General features: G+C 68.4%; 14 protein-coding genes. 7 read left to right on the top strand and 7 right to left on the bottom strand.

Going from position 1 to position 15,041, the window contains the following annotated elements; all coding sequences use genetic code 11:
• Positions 1–5 precede the first annotated feature (5 nt).
• Positions 6–446, bottom strand: a complete 441-nt coding sequence (locus tag H261_RS06090) for a c-type cytochrome (RefSeq protein ID WP_008615483.1) — start codon at positions 444–446, stop codon at positions 6–8.
• 114 nt (positions 447–560) lie between these two features.
• Here H261_RS06090 and H261_RS06085 point away from each other — a divergent pair, with 114 nt between their 5' ends.
• The 3 genes from H261_RS06085 to putA are packed head-to-tail and all read left to right on the top strand — an operon-like array spanning position 561 to position 4,380.
• On the top strand, positions 561–1,073 hold the full coding sequence (locus H261_RS06085) for a glycine cleavage system protein R (protein WP_008615482.1): 513 nt from the start codon (positions 561–563) through the stop codon (positions 1,071–1,073).
• Positions 1,073–1,258 (top strand): YgaP family membrane protein, encoded by a 186-nt coding sequence (locus H261_RS06080; protein WP_008615481.1) that lies wholly within the window; start codon positions 1,073–1,075, stop codon positions 1,256–1,258. Before H261_RS06085 ends, H261_RS06080 begins: the two co-directional genes overlap by 1 nt.
• A 2-nt stretch (positions 1,259–1,260) precedes the next feature.
• The gene (gene putA, locus H261_RS06075) at positions 1,261–4,380 is read left to right on the top strand and encodes a bifunctional proline dehydrogenase/L-glutamate gamma-semialdehyde dehydrogenase PutA (RefSeq protein ID WP_008615480.1); all 3,120 of its coding nucleotides are present in this window, start codon (positions 1,261–1,263) and stop codon (positions 4,378–4,380) included.
• A gap of 135 nt (positions 4,381–4,515) precedes the next feature.
• Here the strand turns inward: putA and H261_RS06070 are convergent, their stop codons facing one another.
• Positions 4,516–5,373, bottom strand: a complete 858-nt coding sequence (locus H261_RS06070; RefSeq protein ID WP_008615479.1) for a phytoene/squalene synthase family protein — start codon at positions 5,371–5,373, stop codon at positions 4,516–4,518.
• Between the two features lie 87 nt (positions 5,374–5,460).
• Between H261_RS06070 and hpnC the strand changes: the two genes are divergently transcribed.
• The 3 genes from hpnC (at position 5,461) to H261_RS06055 (ending at position 8,234) form a co-directional block, all read left to right on the top strand.
• On the top strand, positions 5,461–6,309 hold the full coding sequence (gene hpnC / locus H261_RS06065; protein WP_008615477.1) for a squalene synthase HpnC: 849 nt from the start codon (positions 5,461–5,463) through the stop codon (positions 6,307–6,309).
• The gene (locus H261_RS06060; protein ID WP_008615475.1) at positions 6,306–7,520 is read left to right on the top strand and encodes a hydroxysqualene dehydroxylase; all 1,215 of its coding nucleotides are present in this window, start codon (positions 6,306–6,308) and stop codon (positions 7,518–7,520) included. Before hpnC ends, H261_RS06060 begins: the two co-directional genes overlap by 4 nt.
• 117 nt (positions 7,521–7,637) lie before the next feature.
• Positions 7,638–8,234 (top strand): superoxide dismutase, encoded by a 597-nt coding sequence (locus H261_RS06055; protein WP_008615474.1) that lies wholly within the window; start codon positions 7,638–7,640, stop codon positions 8,232–8,234.
• Positions 8,235–8,292: 58 nt separating this feature from the next.
• On the opposite strand, the gene H261_RS06050 is transcribed toward H261_RS06055, so the two are convergent.
• Genes H261_RS06050 through yajC form a run of 4 tightly spaced genes read right to left on the bottom strand, consistent with a single transcriptional unit; the run spans position 8,293 to position 11,637 of the window.
• Entirely contained in the window at positions 8,293–8,667 is a 375-nt protein-coding gene (locus tag H261_RS06050) for an Mth938-like domain-containing protein (protein WP_008615473.1), read from the bottom strand.
• Positions 8,668–8,671: 4 nt separating this feature from the next.
• Positions 8,672–9,634, bottom strand: a complete 963-nt coding sequence (secF, locus tag H261_RS06045) for a protein translocase subunit SecF (protein WP_008615472.1) — start codon at positions 9,632–9,634, stop codon at positions 8,672–8,674.
• 20 nt (positions 9,635–9,654) lie between these two features.
• Complete coding sequence (gene secD, locus H261_RS06040) at positions 9,655–11,220, bottom strand: protein translocase subunit SecD (RefSeq protein WP_008615471.1); 1,566 nt, start codon at positions 11,218–11,220, stop codon at positions 9,655–9,657.
• 48 nt (positions 11,221–11,268) lie between these two features.
• On the bottom strand, positions 11,269–11,637 hold the full coding sequence (gene yajC, locus H261_RS06035) for a preprotein translocase subunit YajC (RefSeq protein WP_008615470.1): 369 nt from the start codon (positions 11,635–11,637) through the stop codon (positions 11,269–11,271).
• A gap of 146 nt (positions 11,638–11,783) precedes the next feature.
• Between yajC and H261_RS06030 the strand changes: the two genes are divergently transcribed.
• The gene (locus tag H261_RS06030) at positions 11,784–12,638 is read left to right on the top strand and encodes an ATP-binding protein (RefSeq protein ID WP_008615469.1); all 855 of its coding nucleotides are present in this window, start codon (positions 11,784–11,786) and stop codon (positions 12,636–12,638) included.
• Positions 12,639–12,743: 105 nt separating this feature from the next.
• On the opposite strand, the gene H261_RS06025 is transcribed toward H261_RS06030, so the two are convergent.
• Complete coding sequence (locus H261_RS06025; RefSeq protein ID WP_008615468.1) at positions 12,744–14,888, bottom strand: globin-coupled sensor protein; 2,145 nt, start codon at positions 14,886–14,888, stop codon at positions 12,744–12,746.
• Between the last annotated feature and the right edge of the window lie 153 nt (positions 14,889–15,041).

The raw sequence follows: 15,041 nt of genomic DNA, 5'->3' as shown, positions 1-15,041 counted from the left end.
CCCCGTCAGCGCCTCAGCATGGCGGCGCGGCGTTCCTGGACGTCGGCGGGCCATGTGGATTCGATATAGGACAGCACCGCCTTGATCTCGGCATCGGTCAATGTGCCGACGAAGGCGGGCATGGCCGTCTTATATCCCGGCGGCGCGAAGCGGGCTATCCCGTGCTTGATGATGGCGAACAACTGCTCTTCGGGATGGTGCCAGGTATGGCCCGTGGAATCGTGGGGCGGAGCCGGCAGTTCGCCGCCGGCCTTGCGGGTCTGCCAGTCGGGCTCGCCCTTGAGGTCGTGGCCGTGGCAGGCGGCGCAATGCTGGTTGTAGAGGTCGTAGCCCTGGGCCACCTGCCGGGCGTCCTGCGGATTGATGCCGTAGCCGCGCGGCCACCAGACCCAGGCGGCCACGCCGGTCACCGCCCCCACCACCAAGACCAGGACCCAAGCGCGCATGAGTTCCTCGCAAATTGCCAGGCGATTATATCTCCATGTCTCGGGGTTAACAAACACCTGAACCTGACGCATGATGGGGAATTCAAGTGTTTGCGACCCATGCGGGAGTGCCCCATGTCCACCGTGCTCGTTTCCGTATTCTGCCCCGACCGCACCGGATTGGTGGCGGCCATCACCGGGCGGCTGTTCGACCTGGGCGCCGATCTCGGCGACACCAGCTTCGCCATGCTGGGCAGCGGCGCCGAGTTCACCTCGGTCTGCGAATTGCCGGCTTCCGTCTCGGCCGGGGAGGTCGAGGCCGACCTGGGCGGCCTGCCCGTCCTGGCCGGGGCGCGCATCGCCGTCCGCCCCTTCGAGATGGACGCCGCTCACGGCCCGGCCGGGACCATCACCCACCGGGTGGTGGTGTCGGGCGGCGACCGCCCCGGTCTGGTGGCCCGCCTGTCCGAGGTGTTCGGCGAGTTCCAGGCCAACATCGTGCGCATGGATGCCCAGCGGCTGCCCGAGCAGGGAATCTACGTCACCCGCTTCTCGGTCTCCATTCCGGCCCGCGCCGAGGCCTGCCTGACCACCGTCGCCAACATCGCCGGGGAAATGAACCTGGCCTGCGCCGTCGAGGCGGTGTGATGGACGTCAACATGGGCGGCAGGGACCGGCTGATCCGCGCCCTGGTCGGCGTCGCCATGATCGGGCTGGCCATGGCCGACATCATCGGCCCGTGGGGCTGGATCGGCATCGTGCCGCTGGTCTCGGCGGCGCTGGGCTGGTGCCCCATATACATGGCGGCCGGCCTGTCCACCCGGGAACACTGACCATGATCCTCGACCAGCCCCTTCCCGCCCCCGATGCCGAGCGCCAGGCCATCCACCTGGCCGCCGGACGGGGCGAGGCCGAGTTGGTCGCCGGGCTGGCCGCCGCCATTCCCCTGGAGGAGGAAGCCCGTCGCCGCGTCGTCAACCATGCTGTCAGACTGGTTGACGGGGCGCGGCGCAACCGCCATTCCCTGGGGCTCGACGGCCTGCTCAACGAGTATCGGCTCTCCACCCGGGAAGGCGTGGTGCTGATGTGTCTGGCCGAAGCGCTGCTGCGCATTCCCGACGACCGCACCGCCGACCTGCTGATCAAGGACAAGATCGGCTCGGCCGACTGGGACGGCCATCTCGGCCATTCTCCCTCCATGTTCGTCAACGCCTCGACCTGGGCGCTGATGCTGGGCGACCGGCTGCTGCACCTGGACGAGGACGGCTTCGCCACCCTGAGCCGGCTGGCGGGACGCCTGGGCGAGGCGGTGGTGCGTCAGGCGCTCCGCCGCGCCATGGGGCTGATGGGCCGCCAGTTCGTCATGGGCCGCACCATCGCCGAGGCTCTGGACCACGCCCGCCCGTGGGAGGCCAAGGGCTATCGCCATTCCTTCGACATGCTGGGCGAGGCGGCGCGCTGCGAGGAAACCGCGCAGGACTACGTCCGCGCCTATGCCGGGGCCATCGAGGCCCTGGGCCGCGCCGCCAAGGGCGTCGGCCCCATCGCCGGGCCGGGAATCTCGGTCAAGCTGTCGGCGCTCCACCCCCGCTTCGAGATGGCGCAGCGCCGCCGGGTCATGGCCGAACTGGTCCCCCGCCTGGGCGACCTCTGCCGCCGGGCGCGCGATGCCGGCATCGGCCTGACCGTCGACGCGGAAGAGGCCGACCGCCTGGAAATCTCGCTGGACGTCATCGAGGCGGTGCTGGCCGACCCCGCCCTGGACGGCTGGAACGGCTTCGGCATGGCGGTCCAGGCCTATCAGAAGCGGGCGCGGCCGGTGATCGCCTGGGCCGGCGCCCTGGCGGCGCGGCGGCGGCAACGGCTGATGATCCGGCTGGTCAAGGGCGCCTATTGGGACGGCGAGGTCAAGCGCGCCCAGGAGCGCGGCCTGGATGGCTTTCCGGTGTTCACCGCCAAGGAGGCCACCGACGTCTCCTATCTGGCCTGCGCCGCCGACCTGCTGGCCCGGCCCGAGCTGTTCCATCCCCAGTTCGCCACCCACAACGCCCATACCGCCGCCGCCATCGCCGAGATGACCGGCGGGCCGGGGGATTGGGAGTTCCAGCGGCTGCACGGCATGGGCGAGGCCCTCTATGCCCAGGTGGTGCCGGAATTCGCCTGCCGCACCTACGCGCCGGTGGGTTCGTACCAGGAATTGCTGCCCTATCTGGTCCGCCGCCTGCTGGAGAACGGCGCCAATTCATCCTTCGTCAGCCGGCTGGCCGACGAGGAGATTCCCGCCCACGTGGTCGCCGCCGACCCCCTGGCCGCCCTGGGGCGCATCGCGCCGCAGGGCGTGGTGGAGCCCGCCGCCCTGTTCGGGCCCGGGCGGCGCAATTCCGGCGGCCTCGACCTGACGTCGGCCTTGGTTCTCGCCGATCTCGACCTTGCCCTGGCCGCCGCCTCGACATTCGAGCGGGCGGTGCCGGTCATCGGCGGCGAGGAGAAGGGCGACGGGACGGCGTCGCCGGTACTCGACCCCGCCGATCACCGGCGGGTGGTGGGCGAAGTGGTTGAGGCCAGCCCCGCCGAGGTCGAGGCGGCCCTGACCGCCGCCGGCGCCGCCTTTCCCCCCTGGGACGATCTGGGCGGCGAGAAGCGGGCGGAAATCCTGGACGAGGCCGCCGGCCGGCTGGAGGCCGAGCGGGCCCGCTTCATGGCCCTGGCCATCCGCGAGGCGGGCAAGACCATCCCCGACGCCCTGGCCGAAGTGCGCGAGGCCATCGATTTCCTGCGCTTCTACGCCGCCGAGGCCCGCTCGCGCTTCGCCGGACCGGTGCGCCTGCCCGGCCCGGTGGGGGAAAGCAACGAACTGATGCTGGGCGGGCGCGGCGTCTTCGCCTGTATCTCGCCATGGAATTTCCCCCTGGCCATCTTCATGGGCCAGGTGGCCGCCGCCCTGGCGGCCGGCAATACCGTGGTGGCCAAGCCGGCGCCCCAGACCCCGTTGATGGCGGCGGCAGCGGTCCGGCTGCTGCATGCCGCCGGGGTGCCGCCCCAGGCGCTGCACCTGCTGCCCGGCGGGCCGTTCGTCGGCGAGGCGCTGGCCTCCAGCCCCCTGGTGGACGGCATCGCCTTCACCGGCTCCACCGCCACGGCCCGGCACATCAACCGCCTGCGGGCCGCCATGGACGGCCCCTTGGGCCCGCTGATCGCCGAGACCGGCGGCCTCAACGCCATGATCGTCGATTCCTCGGCCCTGCCCGAGCAGGTGGTGGGCGATTGCCTGGAAAGCGCCTTCCGCTCCGCCGGACAGCGCTGTTCGGCGCTGCGCATCGCCTTCATCCAGCGCGAGGCCTGGAGCCGCATCGAGCCGCTGCTGAAGGGCGCCATGGCCGAGCTGTCCCTGGGCGATCCCGCCCTGCTGTCCACCGATGTCGGGCCGGTCATCGACGAGGGCGCCCGCCAGCGGCTGCTGGCCCATGGCGGCAGGCTGCGCCACGCCGGACGGGCCATCGCCCAGGCGCCCATGCCGGCCGCATGCCGGGTCGGAACCTTCTTCGCCCCCATGGCCTACCAGTTGGAGAACCTCGACCTGCTGCGCTCCGAGGTGTTCGGCCCCATCCTGCACGTGGTCCCGTGGGAGGCCGGGCACCTGGACAAGGTCCTCGACGCGGTGGCGGCCACCGCCTACGGCCTGACGCTCGGCATCCATTCGCGCATCGACGCCACCATCGCCCAGGTGGTGGCCCGCGCCCGCATCGGCAACATCTACGTCAACCGCACCATGATCGGCGCGGTGGTGGGCTCGCAGCCCTTTGGCGGCCTCGGCCTGTCGGGCACCGGCGCCAAGGCCGGCGGCCCCAATACCCTGATCCGCTACGGGGTGGAACGCTGCCTGTCGGTCAATACCGCCGCCGCCGGGGGCGATGCGGCGCTGATGGCCGGGCCGCAACGGGACAAGACAAAATAGAGTAGATGCGATAACCAACCCGCACTATATTTGCCTTGATCAAGCCAAGCCTCGGCCAACCGGTAATTTCATTGCGTTAAGGCAATTTTAAAGTTGCATCTTCGAAATATTTTCATTGCGATTCAGCAACATCCGTCAGAATCGCCCCGTCAGGTGGGCGATCACCAGACGGACCGGCCGGGAACGTGGCCGCAACACCCGGCTGTCCAGCGGATTCCACCCTGACTTTTCAAGTACTTGCAGGTCGCCGTCGGCCAGGACGGCCGGCAGCAGCGCCGCCAGTCCGCCGCGTCCGGGCCGCGCGCGGCGGGCCTCGGCCAGATGATGGCGGGCCTGCTCAGCCATGATCCGCGCCACCTGCGTCAATGCATCGGTTGACGCCCGTCCCGCCCGGACCGCGTCGCCGGACGTCCCGGCGGCCCGCAGCAGGGCTTCCGGTAATGTCAACTTGCCAATTGACAGATGATGGCCGAGGGCGCGGAGGCTGCCGACCAGCCCCCAGGCGGTACCCACATGGCGGCCGGCCCGGCGGGATTCCCCGTCTTCCGCCCCCAGCGCCGCCAGGGCCAGATGGGTGAGCGCGGCGGAACTGCGCTCGGCATAGCGCTCGGCCTCGGCCAGATCGGCGGGGGATACGCCGTCCAGGTCGTCCTGGCGCGCCGAAATCAGATCGTCGAAGGGCTCCAGCGGCAGGGCGCGGTCACGGATCAGCTCGCCCAGCGGCCGGGCCACCGGATGGTTGTCGCAGACTCCGCCCCCGGCCCCGGCGATCAGGGCGTCGCGCCACCATTGCAGGCGGATCTGGCCGGCCATGGGCTCGCGCACGCTTTCCTGCACCTTGGCGATCTCCACGTTGAAGGCGTAGAGCAGCATCAGCGCCTCGCGCTTTTCCGGCGGCGCGAACAGGGCGGTGACGAAGCGGTCGCGATCGAACCGCGACACCAGGGCGGCGGCATGGGACAGGGCGGTGGACGGTACGGTCGGGGCGGACATGGAACCTCGTTTCGACTGGAGCCCGGCGGAGGGGCGTGGCATATATAGCCCTTCCCGCCCCCCGCTCCAATTGGAAGGCCGAACTCCTTGTCCCGCGCCGCCGCCGCCTCCCTCCCCGCCGCCAGCAAGACCGCCTCCCAGGAGAACTTCCCGGTGGCCTCCCTGCTGCTGCCGAAGTCCAAGCGCGCCACCATCATGGCCTATTACCACTTCGCCCGGCACGCCGACGACGTCGCGGACTCGCCCAGCCTGTCGCCCGAGGAGAAGGTCGCCGGGCTCGACGCCCTGGACCGCGGCCTGCGCGGCGAGGAAAGCGGCCCGGCCCTGGTGCTGGCCGCGGAATACCGCCGGGCGGTGAACGGCGACGCGACGATGGTCGAGCACGCCTCGCAACTGCTGCACGCCTTCCGCCGCGACGCCGTGCGCGATTATTGCGAGGACTGGGCCGACCTCATGGCCTATTGCCGCTATTCCGCCGCGCCGGTGGGGCGCTTTCTGCTGGACCTGCACGGCGAGTCCCACGACACCTTCGCGCCGTCGGACGCCCTGTGCGCCGCGCTGCAGGTGCTGAACCACCTGCAGGATTGCGGCAAGGACTACCACGAGCTGAAGCGGGTCTACGTTCCCCGCGACTGGCTGCTGGCCCAGAGGCTGACCGCCCGGATTCTGGAGGGCGGCCACAGTCCGGCCACCCTGCGCCGGGTCATCGACCAGATGCTCGACGCCACCGACGGGCTGATCGAACTGGCCCGCCCCCTGCCCGGCCTGGTCAGGGATGTCCGCATGCGGCTGCAATGCGCCGTCACCTTGCGGGTGGCGGAACGGCTGTCGGCGCGCCTGCGCGCCGGCGATCCCCTGGCCGAGCGGGTCAAGCTCGGCAAGCTCGACTATGCCGGGGTGTTCGCCGTCGGCGTGTGGCGCGGATTGATGGCGTGACGCTCCCGGGAACCCTGCATGTGGTGGGCGCCGGCCTTGCCGGCCTCGCCGCCGGCATCGCCGCCGCCAAGGCCGGTGCCCGCGTCGTGGTCCACGAGGCGGCCGGCCATGCCGGCGGGCGCTGCCGCTCGTTCCTCGACGAGCGCCTGGGCCGGGTCATCGACAACGGCAGCCATCTGGTGCTGGGCGCCAACCGCACCACCTTGGCCTATGCGCGGGCTACCGGCGGCATCGAGGCCATGGTGGCGGCCCCCGCCGCCTTCCCCTTCAAGGATCTGGTGACCGGCAAGTCGTGGACGGTGACGCCGAAGCGCCTGCCCGCCGGCATCGGGGAAATCCTCAAGGCCCTGGGCCTGCCCTGGACCGGCAAGGCCGAGACGGTGGCCGGCCGGCTGGGCGGCACGCCGTCCTTCGCCCGCCTGTGGCAGCCCATGTGCGAGGCGATCATGAACACCGCGCCCGACGAGGCGTCGGCCCGCATGTTCGCCTGGACCATGCGCAAGGCCCTGCTGGGCGGGGCGGACGCGCTGACGCCGTGGATCTTTCCCGGCGGATTGTCCGCCGCCCTGGTGGCGCCGGCCGAGGCGACCCTGTCGCTGTTCGGCGGAGAAATCCGCTTCCGCCGACGCCTCAAGACGGTGACGCCGCGCGCCCTGGTGTTCGACGAGGCCGAAATCCCCCTGGGCCCCGACGACCGGGTGATCCTGGCCCTGCCGCCCTGGGTGGCGGCCGCGCTGCTGCCCGGTCTGGTGCCCGACCTGGCGACCCGGCCCATCGTCAACGCCCATTTCCGCTGCGCCCAGCCGGTGGAACTGCCCCATGGCAGCCATTTCCTCGGCATGGTCAACGCCTCGGGCCACTGGCTGTTCGTCCGGGGCGACGTGCTGTCGGTGACGGTATCGGCCGCCGGGGCGCTGGTCGATCTGGACAATGAATCCATCGCCGACCGCCTGTGGGACGAAATCCGCCGGACCCTGGGAATGCCTCCCATCCCGCCGCCGCCCTATCGCATCATGAAGGAAAAGCGGGCCACCCTGGCCCACGACAACCACACGGTGGTCAGGCGTCCCGGGGCTTCCAGCGGCCGCGACCGGGTCTATCTCGCAGGCGACTGGATTGCGTCGCCCTGGCCCTGTACCATCGAAGCGGCCATCTCCAGCGGGCTGGCCGCGGCGCGGCTGGCGCTGGCCCGGCCGGGCCTGACCTTCTAGTTCGGCGAATAGCCGACAAAGGAGCTTCACAAGCGCACCCGGAGTTCCTATCTTTGGCTCATCGTTTAGACGATTTCCAATCCGGTTCGGAACCCTTTGACGACATAGAGGTGAATTATGGCTTTTGAGCTTCCGCCGCTCCCCTTCGCCCTCGACGCGCTGGAGCCGCATATTTCCGCCCGCACCTTCGAATTCCATCACGGCAAGCACCACGCCGCCTATGTGACCAACCTCAACAACCTGACCAAGGATACCGATCTGGCGTCCAAGTCCCTGGAAGAGGTGATCAAGACGGCCGCCGCCGATCTGCCGGCCAAGCAGGGCATCTTCAACAACGCCGCCCAGGTGTGGAACCACACCTTCTTCTGGAACTGTCTGAAGAAGGGTGGCGGCGGCAAGCCGGGCGCCAAACTGCTGGCCAGGATCGAATCCGATCTGGGCGGCTTCGACAAGTTCAAGGAGGACTTCAAGAACGCCGCCGTGACCCAGTTCGGCTCGGGCTGGGCCTGGCTGGTGCTGGAGAACGGCAAGCTGAAGATCACCAAGACCGCCAACGCCGACCTGCCCATGGCCCACGGCCAGACGGCGCTGCTCACCGTCGACGTGTGGGAGCACGCCTATTACCTGGACTGGCAGAACCGCCGCCCCGATTTCGTCCAGTGCTTCCTGGACAATCTGGTCAACTGGGAGTTCGTGGAAGCCAATCTGGGCTGACACCGCGAAACCAAAGGAAAGCCCCCTTCCCTCACGGGGCGGGGGCTTTTCTTTTTGCTCAGACGGCGATCAGCGCCGCCGCCACGGAACGGTCCTCGGAGACCAGGACGTTGAAGGTGCGGCAGGCCCCGCCGGTATCCATCGGCTCCACGGTGATGCCGGCGGCCCGCAGGGCGGCGCGCAGGGCGGCCGGGACCGGGGCCATGCGAAGGCCGCAGCCCAGCAGCAGAATCCGGGGCCTTTCCGCCAGGGTCAGCAACGGGGCGAAGCTTTCCTCGGTGACCTGGGCCAGTTCGGTGGGCGCCCAAGGCTGGGTGCGATCGGGCAGGACCAGCACCGATCCCTCCCAGCGGATGCCGGCGATGGTGAAGCCACCATCGCCGTATCCCTTGACGATCTGCCTTCCGGCCGGGATCAGCGGGGAGATGTCCATGGCGTCAGGGAGCGGCCGGCCCGCCCTCGGAGGCGGCGGCCTGCTCCTCGTCGTCGGCCATCTTGCCGGTACGCAGATTGAAGTAGACCAGCACCGGCATCGACACGTAGATGGAGGAGAAGGTGCCGATGATCAGACCCCAGATCATGGCGATGGAGAAGCCGCGCAGCACCTCGCCGCCCAGAACCAGCAGCGCCAGCACGCTGATGGAGACGGTCGAGACCGTCAGGATGGTCCGGGCCAGCGTCTCATTGACCGACAGGTTCAGCAGGTCGTAGAGCCGCATGGTCTTGTACTTGCGCAGATTTTCGCGTACGCGGTCGTATTCCACCACCGTCTCGTTGATGGAATAGCCCGCGATGGTCAGGATCGCCGCCACCGAGGTCAGGTTGAACTCCAGCCCGGTGATGGAGAACAGGCCGAAGGTGGTGATGACGTCGTGGAAGATGGCGATCAGCGCGCCGATGCCGAACTGCCACTCGAAGCGGAACCAGACATAGGCGGCGATGGCCAGCACCGCCAGGGCCACGGCCAGCACGCCGTCACGCTTCAGTTCCTCGCCGACCTTGGGGCCGACGATCTCGACCCGCTTGTACTCGTAGCCGGCGCCGAGCGCCTCCTTGACCTTGCCGAGCGCCGCCATCTGGGCTTTCTCGTCACCCGCCTGCTTCTGCACGCGGATCATCACGTCGCGGCCGGTATTGCCGAAGCCCTGCAGCGACACCTCACCCAGCTTCAGCGCCTCCAGCGTCACGCGCATGTGATGCAGATCGGCCTCGCCCCCGGTGGTGTGGGCCTCGATCAGGATGCCGCCGGCGAAGTCGATGCCGTAATTGAAGCCCTTGATGGCGATGGAGGCGAACGACCCCAGGATCAGCAGCGCGGTGATTCCGAACGCAAAATAGCGCAGGCGGATGAAGTCGTAGTTCGGCTTCTTGGTGGCAACCCAGCGGGAATAGAAGTTCATCGCTCGATATCCTCAATTCCTCACAGCGGCAGGGTCTTGGGCCGCCGGACGGCGATCCAGATGGCGACCATCAGCCGGGTGATGTTCACGGCGGTGAACTGCGACGTCATGATGCCGATGCCAAGCGTCACGGCGAAGCCGCGAATGGGACCGGTACCGAAGACATAGAGCAGCAGGGCCGCGATCATGTGGGTGAAGTTGGCGTCGAAGATGGTGGCGTGGGCGCGGTCGAAGCCGTGCTGCACCGCCGACAGGATGGAGCGGCCACGGCGCTGCTCTTCGCGCACGCGCTCGTAGATCAGCACGTTGGCGTCCACCGCCATGCCCATGGTCAGCACGATGCCGGCGATGCCGGGCAGGGTCAGCGTGGCCCCCAGGGCCGACAGCAGCGCCATCAGCAGGATCAGGTTGAACACCAGCGCCACGTTGGCCAGGATGCCCAGGACGCCGTAGATGACCACCATGAACACCACCACCGCCAGCAGGCCCACGGCACTGGCGATGGTGCCGGCCTGGATGGAATCGGCGCCCAAGTCGGGACCGACGGTGCGCTCTTCCAGCACCTGCAGCGGCGCCGGCAGGGCGCCGGCCCGCAACAGCAGCGCCAGATCCTGGGCCTGCTGCACGGAGAAGCTGCCCGAGATGATGCCCGAACCGCCCAGGATGGGCTCGTTGATGCGCGGCGCGCTGATCACCTTGTCGTCCAGCACGATAGCCAGGAACTTGCCGGCATTCTCGCGCGTCGCGTCGCCGAACTTCTTGCCGCCGCCGGCATTGAAGCGGAAGCTGACCACCGGACGGCCTTCGGAATAGGTGGCCTTGGAATCGGTCAGCATGTCGCCGCCCACCTCGACGCGCTTCCGGACCACGTAGGATTCGGGCATGCCCCGCTCCTTCTCGGCGGACGGCAGCAGCATGGAGCCCGGCGGCACCCGGCCCCGGCCCGCCTCCTCGGCGGTGGTGGTGTCGTCGAGCAGGTGGAAGGTCAGCTTGGCGGTCTTGCCCAGCAGGGACTTGATGCGGTCGGGATCCTTGACGCCGGGCAGCTGGACGACGATGCGGTCCTCGCCCTGGCGCTGGATGGAAGGTTCGCGGGTGCCGACCTCGTCGATGCGGCGGCGCACGATCTCCAGCGACTGGTCCACCGCCGCCGTCTTGCGCGTCTTGACCGCCTGCTCCGAGTATTTCAGCGTCATGAAGCCGTCGTCCCTGGCGTCGAGCGCCGCGTCGGGATCCAGCTTGCGCAGCAGGTCGCGGGCCTTGGCGCGGTCATCGGCCTCGATGACCCGCACGTTGACCATATCCCCCCTGACCCCCAGGTCGGAATACTTGACCTTTTCCTTGCGCAGCGTGGTGCGCACCGTCTCGACCAGGGAGGTCAGCTGTTCACGGACCACGTAGCCGGTGTCCACTTCCAGCAGCAGGTAGGAACCACCCTGCAGGTCGAGGCCGAGGCTGATCGGCTGCAGCCAATGGGGCAGCCGGTCAGCCTGCTCGCGCGTCAGCAGGTTGGGAAAGACGAAGATCACGCCCAGAGTGGCGATCACCGCCACCATCGCGATCTTCCAGCGGGGATAATAGAGCATGTCCCGGCCTGTGCTGGTTGGGGGGGGAAAGGGAGGGGTTCCGAAGGATTACTTGTCGGCCTTCTCGGGCTCGGCAGTCTCGTCCTTGGCGCCGGCCACCGGCTCGGTCTTGGACAGCACCTCGGTGATGGTGGTGCGCAGGACGCGCACGCGCACGCCCTCGGCGATCTCCACCGACACTTCGGCGTCGTTGAGCATCTTGTTCACGGTGCCGATGATGCCGCCGGCGGTGACCACGCGGTCGCCACGGCGAAGCTGGCCCAGCATCTCCTTGTGCTGCTTCATCTTCTTCTGCTGCGGACGGATCAGCAGGAAGTAGAACACCACGAAGATCAGGATCAGAGGCAGGAACTGTTCCAGGGCTCCCATGGAACCACCACCGGCGGCGGCCTGGGCGTAAGCGGGCGACACGAACATCACTGTCTCCTTGGAAAGTCGCGCTTCACAGAATGCAGCGGGAATATAGCGGCCAATCGCCTGGATGCAAACGCCAAGTGGTAGACGCTGCGATTCCGGCCCCGCCATGCTACCATCCGCCCCCCGCAATCCCACGGAAGGCCGCCATGTTCAACGCCGAATCCATCGAGACCCTGAAGCGCATCGCCGAGGCCCTGGAGCGCCTGTCGCCGCCGCCTTCCCTCGCCCAGGATCTGTCGGCCGCCGACGCCTATGTCTGGCACGCCGACCCCGACCGCCTGGAGCCGGTGACCAGCGTCAACCGGGTGGACATCGGCCTGCTGCAGGGGATCGAGCGCCAGCGCGAGCAGTTGCTGGACAACACGCGGCGCTTCGCCGCCGGATTTCCCGCCAACAACGCCCTGCTGTGGGGAGCGCGCGGCACCGGCAAGAGCTCGCTGGTCAAGGCGGTGCACGCCACCATCAACGTCGAGAAGCCCGGCACCCTGCTGCTGGTGGAGATTCACCGCGAGGACATCCCCTCCCTGCCCCGCTGCCTGCGCCTGCTGAAGGAAAGCGGGCGGCGCGCCGTGCTGTTCTGCGACGACCTGTCCTTCGACCAGCAGGACGACGCCTACAAGTCGCTGAAGGCGGTGCTGGAGGGCGGCATCGAGGGACGGCCGGAGAACGTGGTGTTCTACGCCACCTCCAACCGCCGCCACCTGATGGCGCGGGACATGATCGACAACGAACGCTCGACGGCCATCAATCCCGGCGAGGCGGTGGAGGAAAAGGTGTCGCTGTCCGACCGCTTCGGCCTGTGGCTGGGCTTCCATCATGTGGCGCAGGATACCTTCTTCGCCATCGTCGAGGGCTATGTCGCCCATTACGGCCTGCCCATCTCCACCGAGGAATTGCAACGCGAGGCCAACGAATGGTCGGTGACCCGCGGCTCGCGCTCGGGCCGCGTCGCCTGGCAGTTCATCCAGGACCTGGCCGGACGGCTGGGGAAGAGCCTGTAGGGACTCTTTTGCCCGTCATGCGCGGGGCTTGACCCGCGTATCTGCGCGATGCGGCGGAACAGCGTGGATGCCCGGCACAAGGCCGGGCATGACGGCAGAAACGGATTACGGCTTGATGGCCAGCCGCACCGCGCCCCAATGCTTGTCCTTGAGGGTGATGGGGCTGTCGAACTCCTTCAGCACCACGAAATTGCCGCCCCCCATGTCGCGGGGATAGGTCTGGACGAAATAGGGCTGGACATTGCGCGCCGCCACCAGCCCGGCGCGGTCGTCGAAGATGCGGCGGTTACGGGAATTGCCCATGTTCCACATCTTCTCGCCCGGCCTTTGCGGCTGGGAATACTTCTTGTTGTGGGTGGCGATGTAGCCGTTGCGGTCGGCGACGCAGCAGATGACGATGCGCGGGTCCTTGTCCAGCACGCTCTCGGTGAACTGGTGCACCACCCGGTCGGTCAGGCCGGTGTGCCGGGCCATGAACTGCTGGGGATCGGTGTCGGGAATCGGTTCGTAATGGGTGTCGAACAGGTCGGTTTCGGTGATTTCCCCCGCCTTCAGCGCCTGTTCGAAGGCCCCGATCACCCCCCGCGCCACGCCTTGCACCAGATCGATGTACAGGCGTTCCTCGGCCCGGGCCTTGTCCTGGGCGCCGGCGATGGCCGAAAGGGCGGCGGGCGGCACCTCGCGGAACCGCACATGCAGCCCCAGCACGCTGGCCCCCACCGCCTCGCAGGGCAGCGAGCCGATGCCGTCCAGCTCCAGGCTGCCGCTTTGACCCACCAGCGACGGATCGTTGAGCCCGGCCAGCACCACGCCCTTGCTGGCCAGATCGCCGGTATGGCCCTTGATGTCCCTGGCGCCGATCCGCCCCGAGAAGGCCAGTCCCACCGCGACGCGCGGCACGGCGCGGCGGTCGCCCGCCGCCGACGAGCGCAGGATGATGCCGAGCCGGCGCTGCAGGTCGCTGACGTCGCGGTTGACCACCATGGATAATTCGTTGACCCGCTGGGCGGTGATGCCGGTACGCTCCGCCTGGCTCAGCACCGATTGGGCATGGCCGTGCACGGTGCCGGTATGGCTGGCCGCCTGTCCGGCATTGCCCTTGATGTCGGCGGTGGCCGACAGCTGCATCTCGCTGGCGTGGTTCACTTCCTGGGCGATGGTGTTGATGTCCTGGATGGACAACGTCACCTCCTCGACCATGGCCACCGTCTCGTCGGTAGCCTGGCCGATGGCCTGGGCCTGGGCGTTGACGCCCCTGATGCCGTCCTCGGTCAGCTTGGCCAGGCGCTTGACCTCGTCGGCGACCACGGCGAAGCCCTTGCCCATCTCGCCGGCCCGCGCCGCCTCGATGGTGGCGTTCAGCGCCAGCATGCGGGTCTGGCCGGCGATGGACTGGATCAGGCGCACCACGTCGCGGATGCGGCCGGTGGCTTCCTTCAGGCCGTCCACGGTGGCGGCGGCGGTCTCCATCTTCTGCTGGGCGGCGTCGGTCAGGCGCGACGTGCCGTGCACCTTGGCGGAAATCTGCCGCGAGGTCTCCTCCAGCGCCTCGGTGGCGCCGGCCACCGACTGGACGTTGTCGCTGGTCACCGATACCGCCCCGGCCACAGCCTCGGCCATGGATTTCAGTTCGGTGGCCACCCCGGTCAGCTCGCGGGCACCTTCGATCAGGCGCTGGACCTGTTTCTCGATATCGCCGACGGTCAGCGCCACCTCGCGGTCGACGGTGTCGGACAGCGCCAGCATCTCGCGCTTCATCTTGCCCGCCTCGCCATGCTCGATATAGGTCGAGATGGCCAGGTCCATGTCCAGGAAGGCGGCACGCAGCACCGCGCCGGCCACCTCGGGAAAGCGCGCATTGTCGCACTTGCCGTGCAGTTCGGCGATCAGTTTCTCCAGCACGAAGCAATAGCCGCCCAGGTACCAGTTGACGTCCAGGCCGATGCGTTCGTGGGTGGCGCCGATGGCCACGGCGCGGGTGAAGTAGTCGTCGTCGAACCGTCCCGAGAACAGGGCGGCCCAATGGGCCTGCTGGGCCTGCTTCAGCTGGCCGACCTTGGCCCCGCCGCCCAGCAGCGCCTGCAGGTGCGGCCAGGCCATCAGGTGGGCGTAGAAACCTTCGGCGATGGCCGGCAGGCTGCCCTCGACCAGGGGGCGGACTCCCTTGATGGCCGACACGGCCTTATCGTCCAGGCGCAGGAACCTGAGCCGGTCGCGGTTTTTCGACACGGCATCATCACCGTTTGCCATGCGCCCCTCCTTGGAAGCCGTCCCTCATGCCGTCCTATACGAACGGTCATTCATTTATGAGGTAAGGGTGGTCCCTTCGCGGGCCGGGGTCAATACGCAATCATAGCAAAGTGATACAGTTTTTCCGCCGAAGCGACCTTGTCCTGTAGATAA

The organism is Paramagnetospirillum caucaseum, assembly GCF_000342045.1.
In the GTDB taxonomy this organism is placed as follows: Bacteria; Pseudomonadota; Alphaproteobacteria; order Rhodospirillales; family Magnetospirillaceae; genus Phaeospirillum; species Phaeospirillum caucaseum.
The sequence above is the reverse complement of the archived record's forward strand: the minus strand, read 5'-3'. Positions and strand labels throughout refer to the sequence as shown.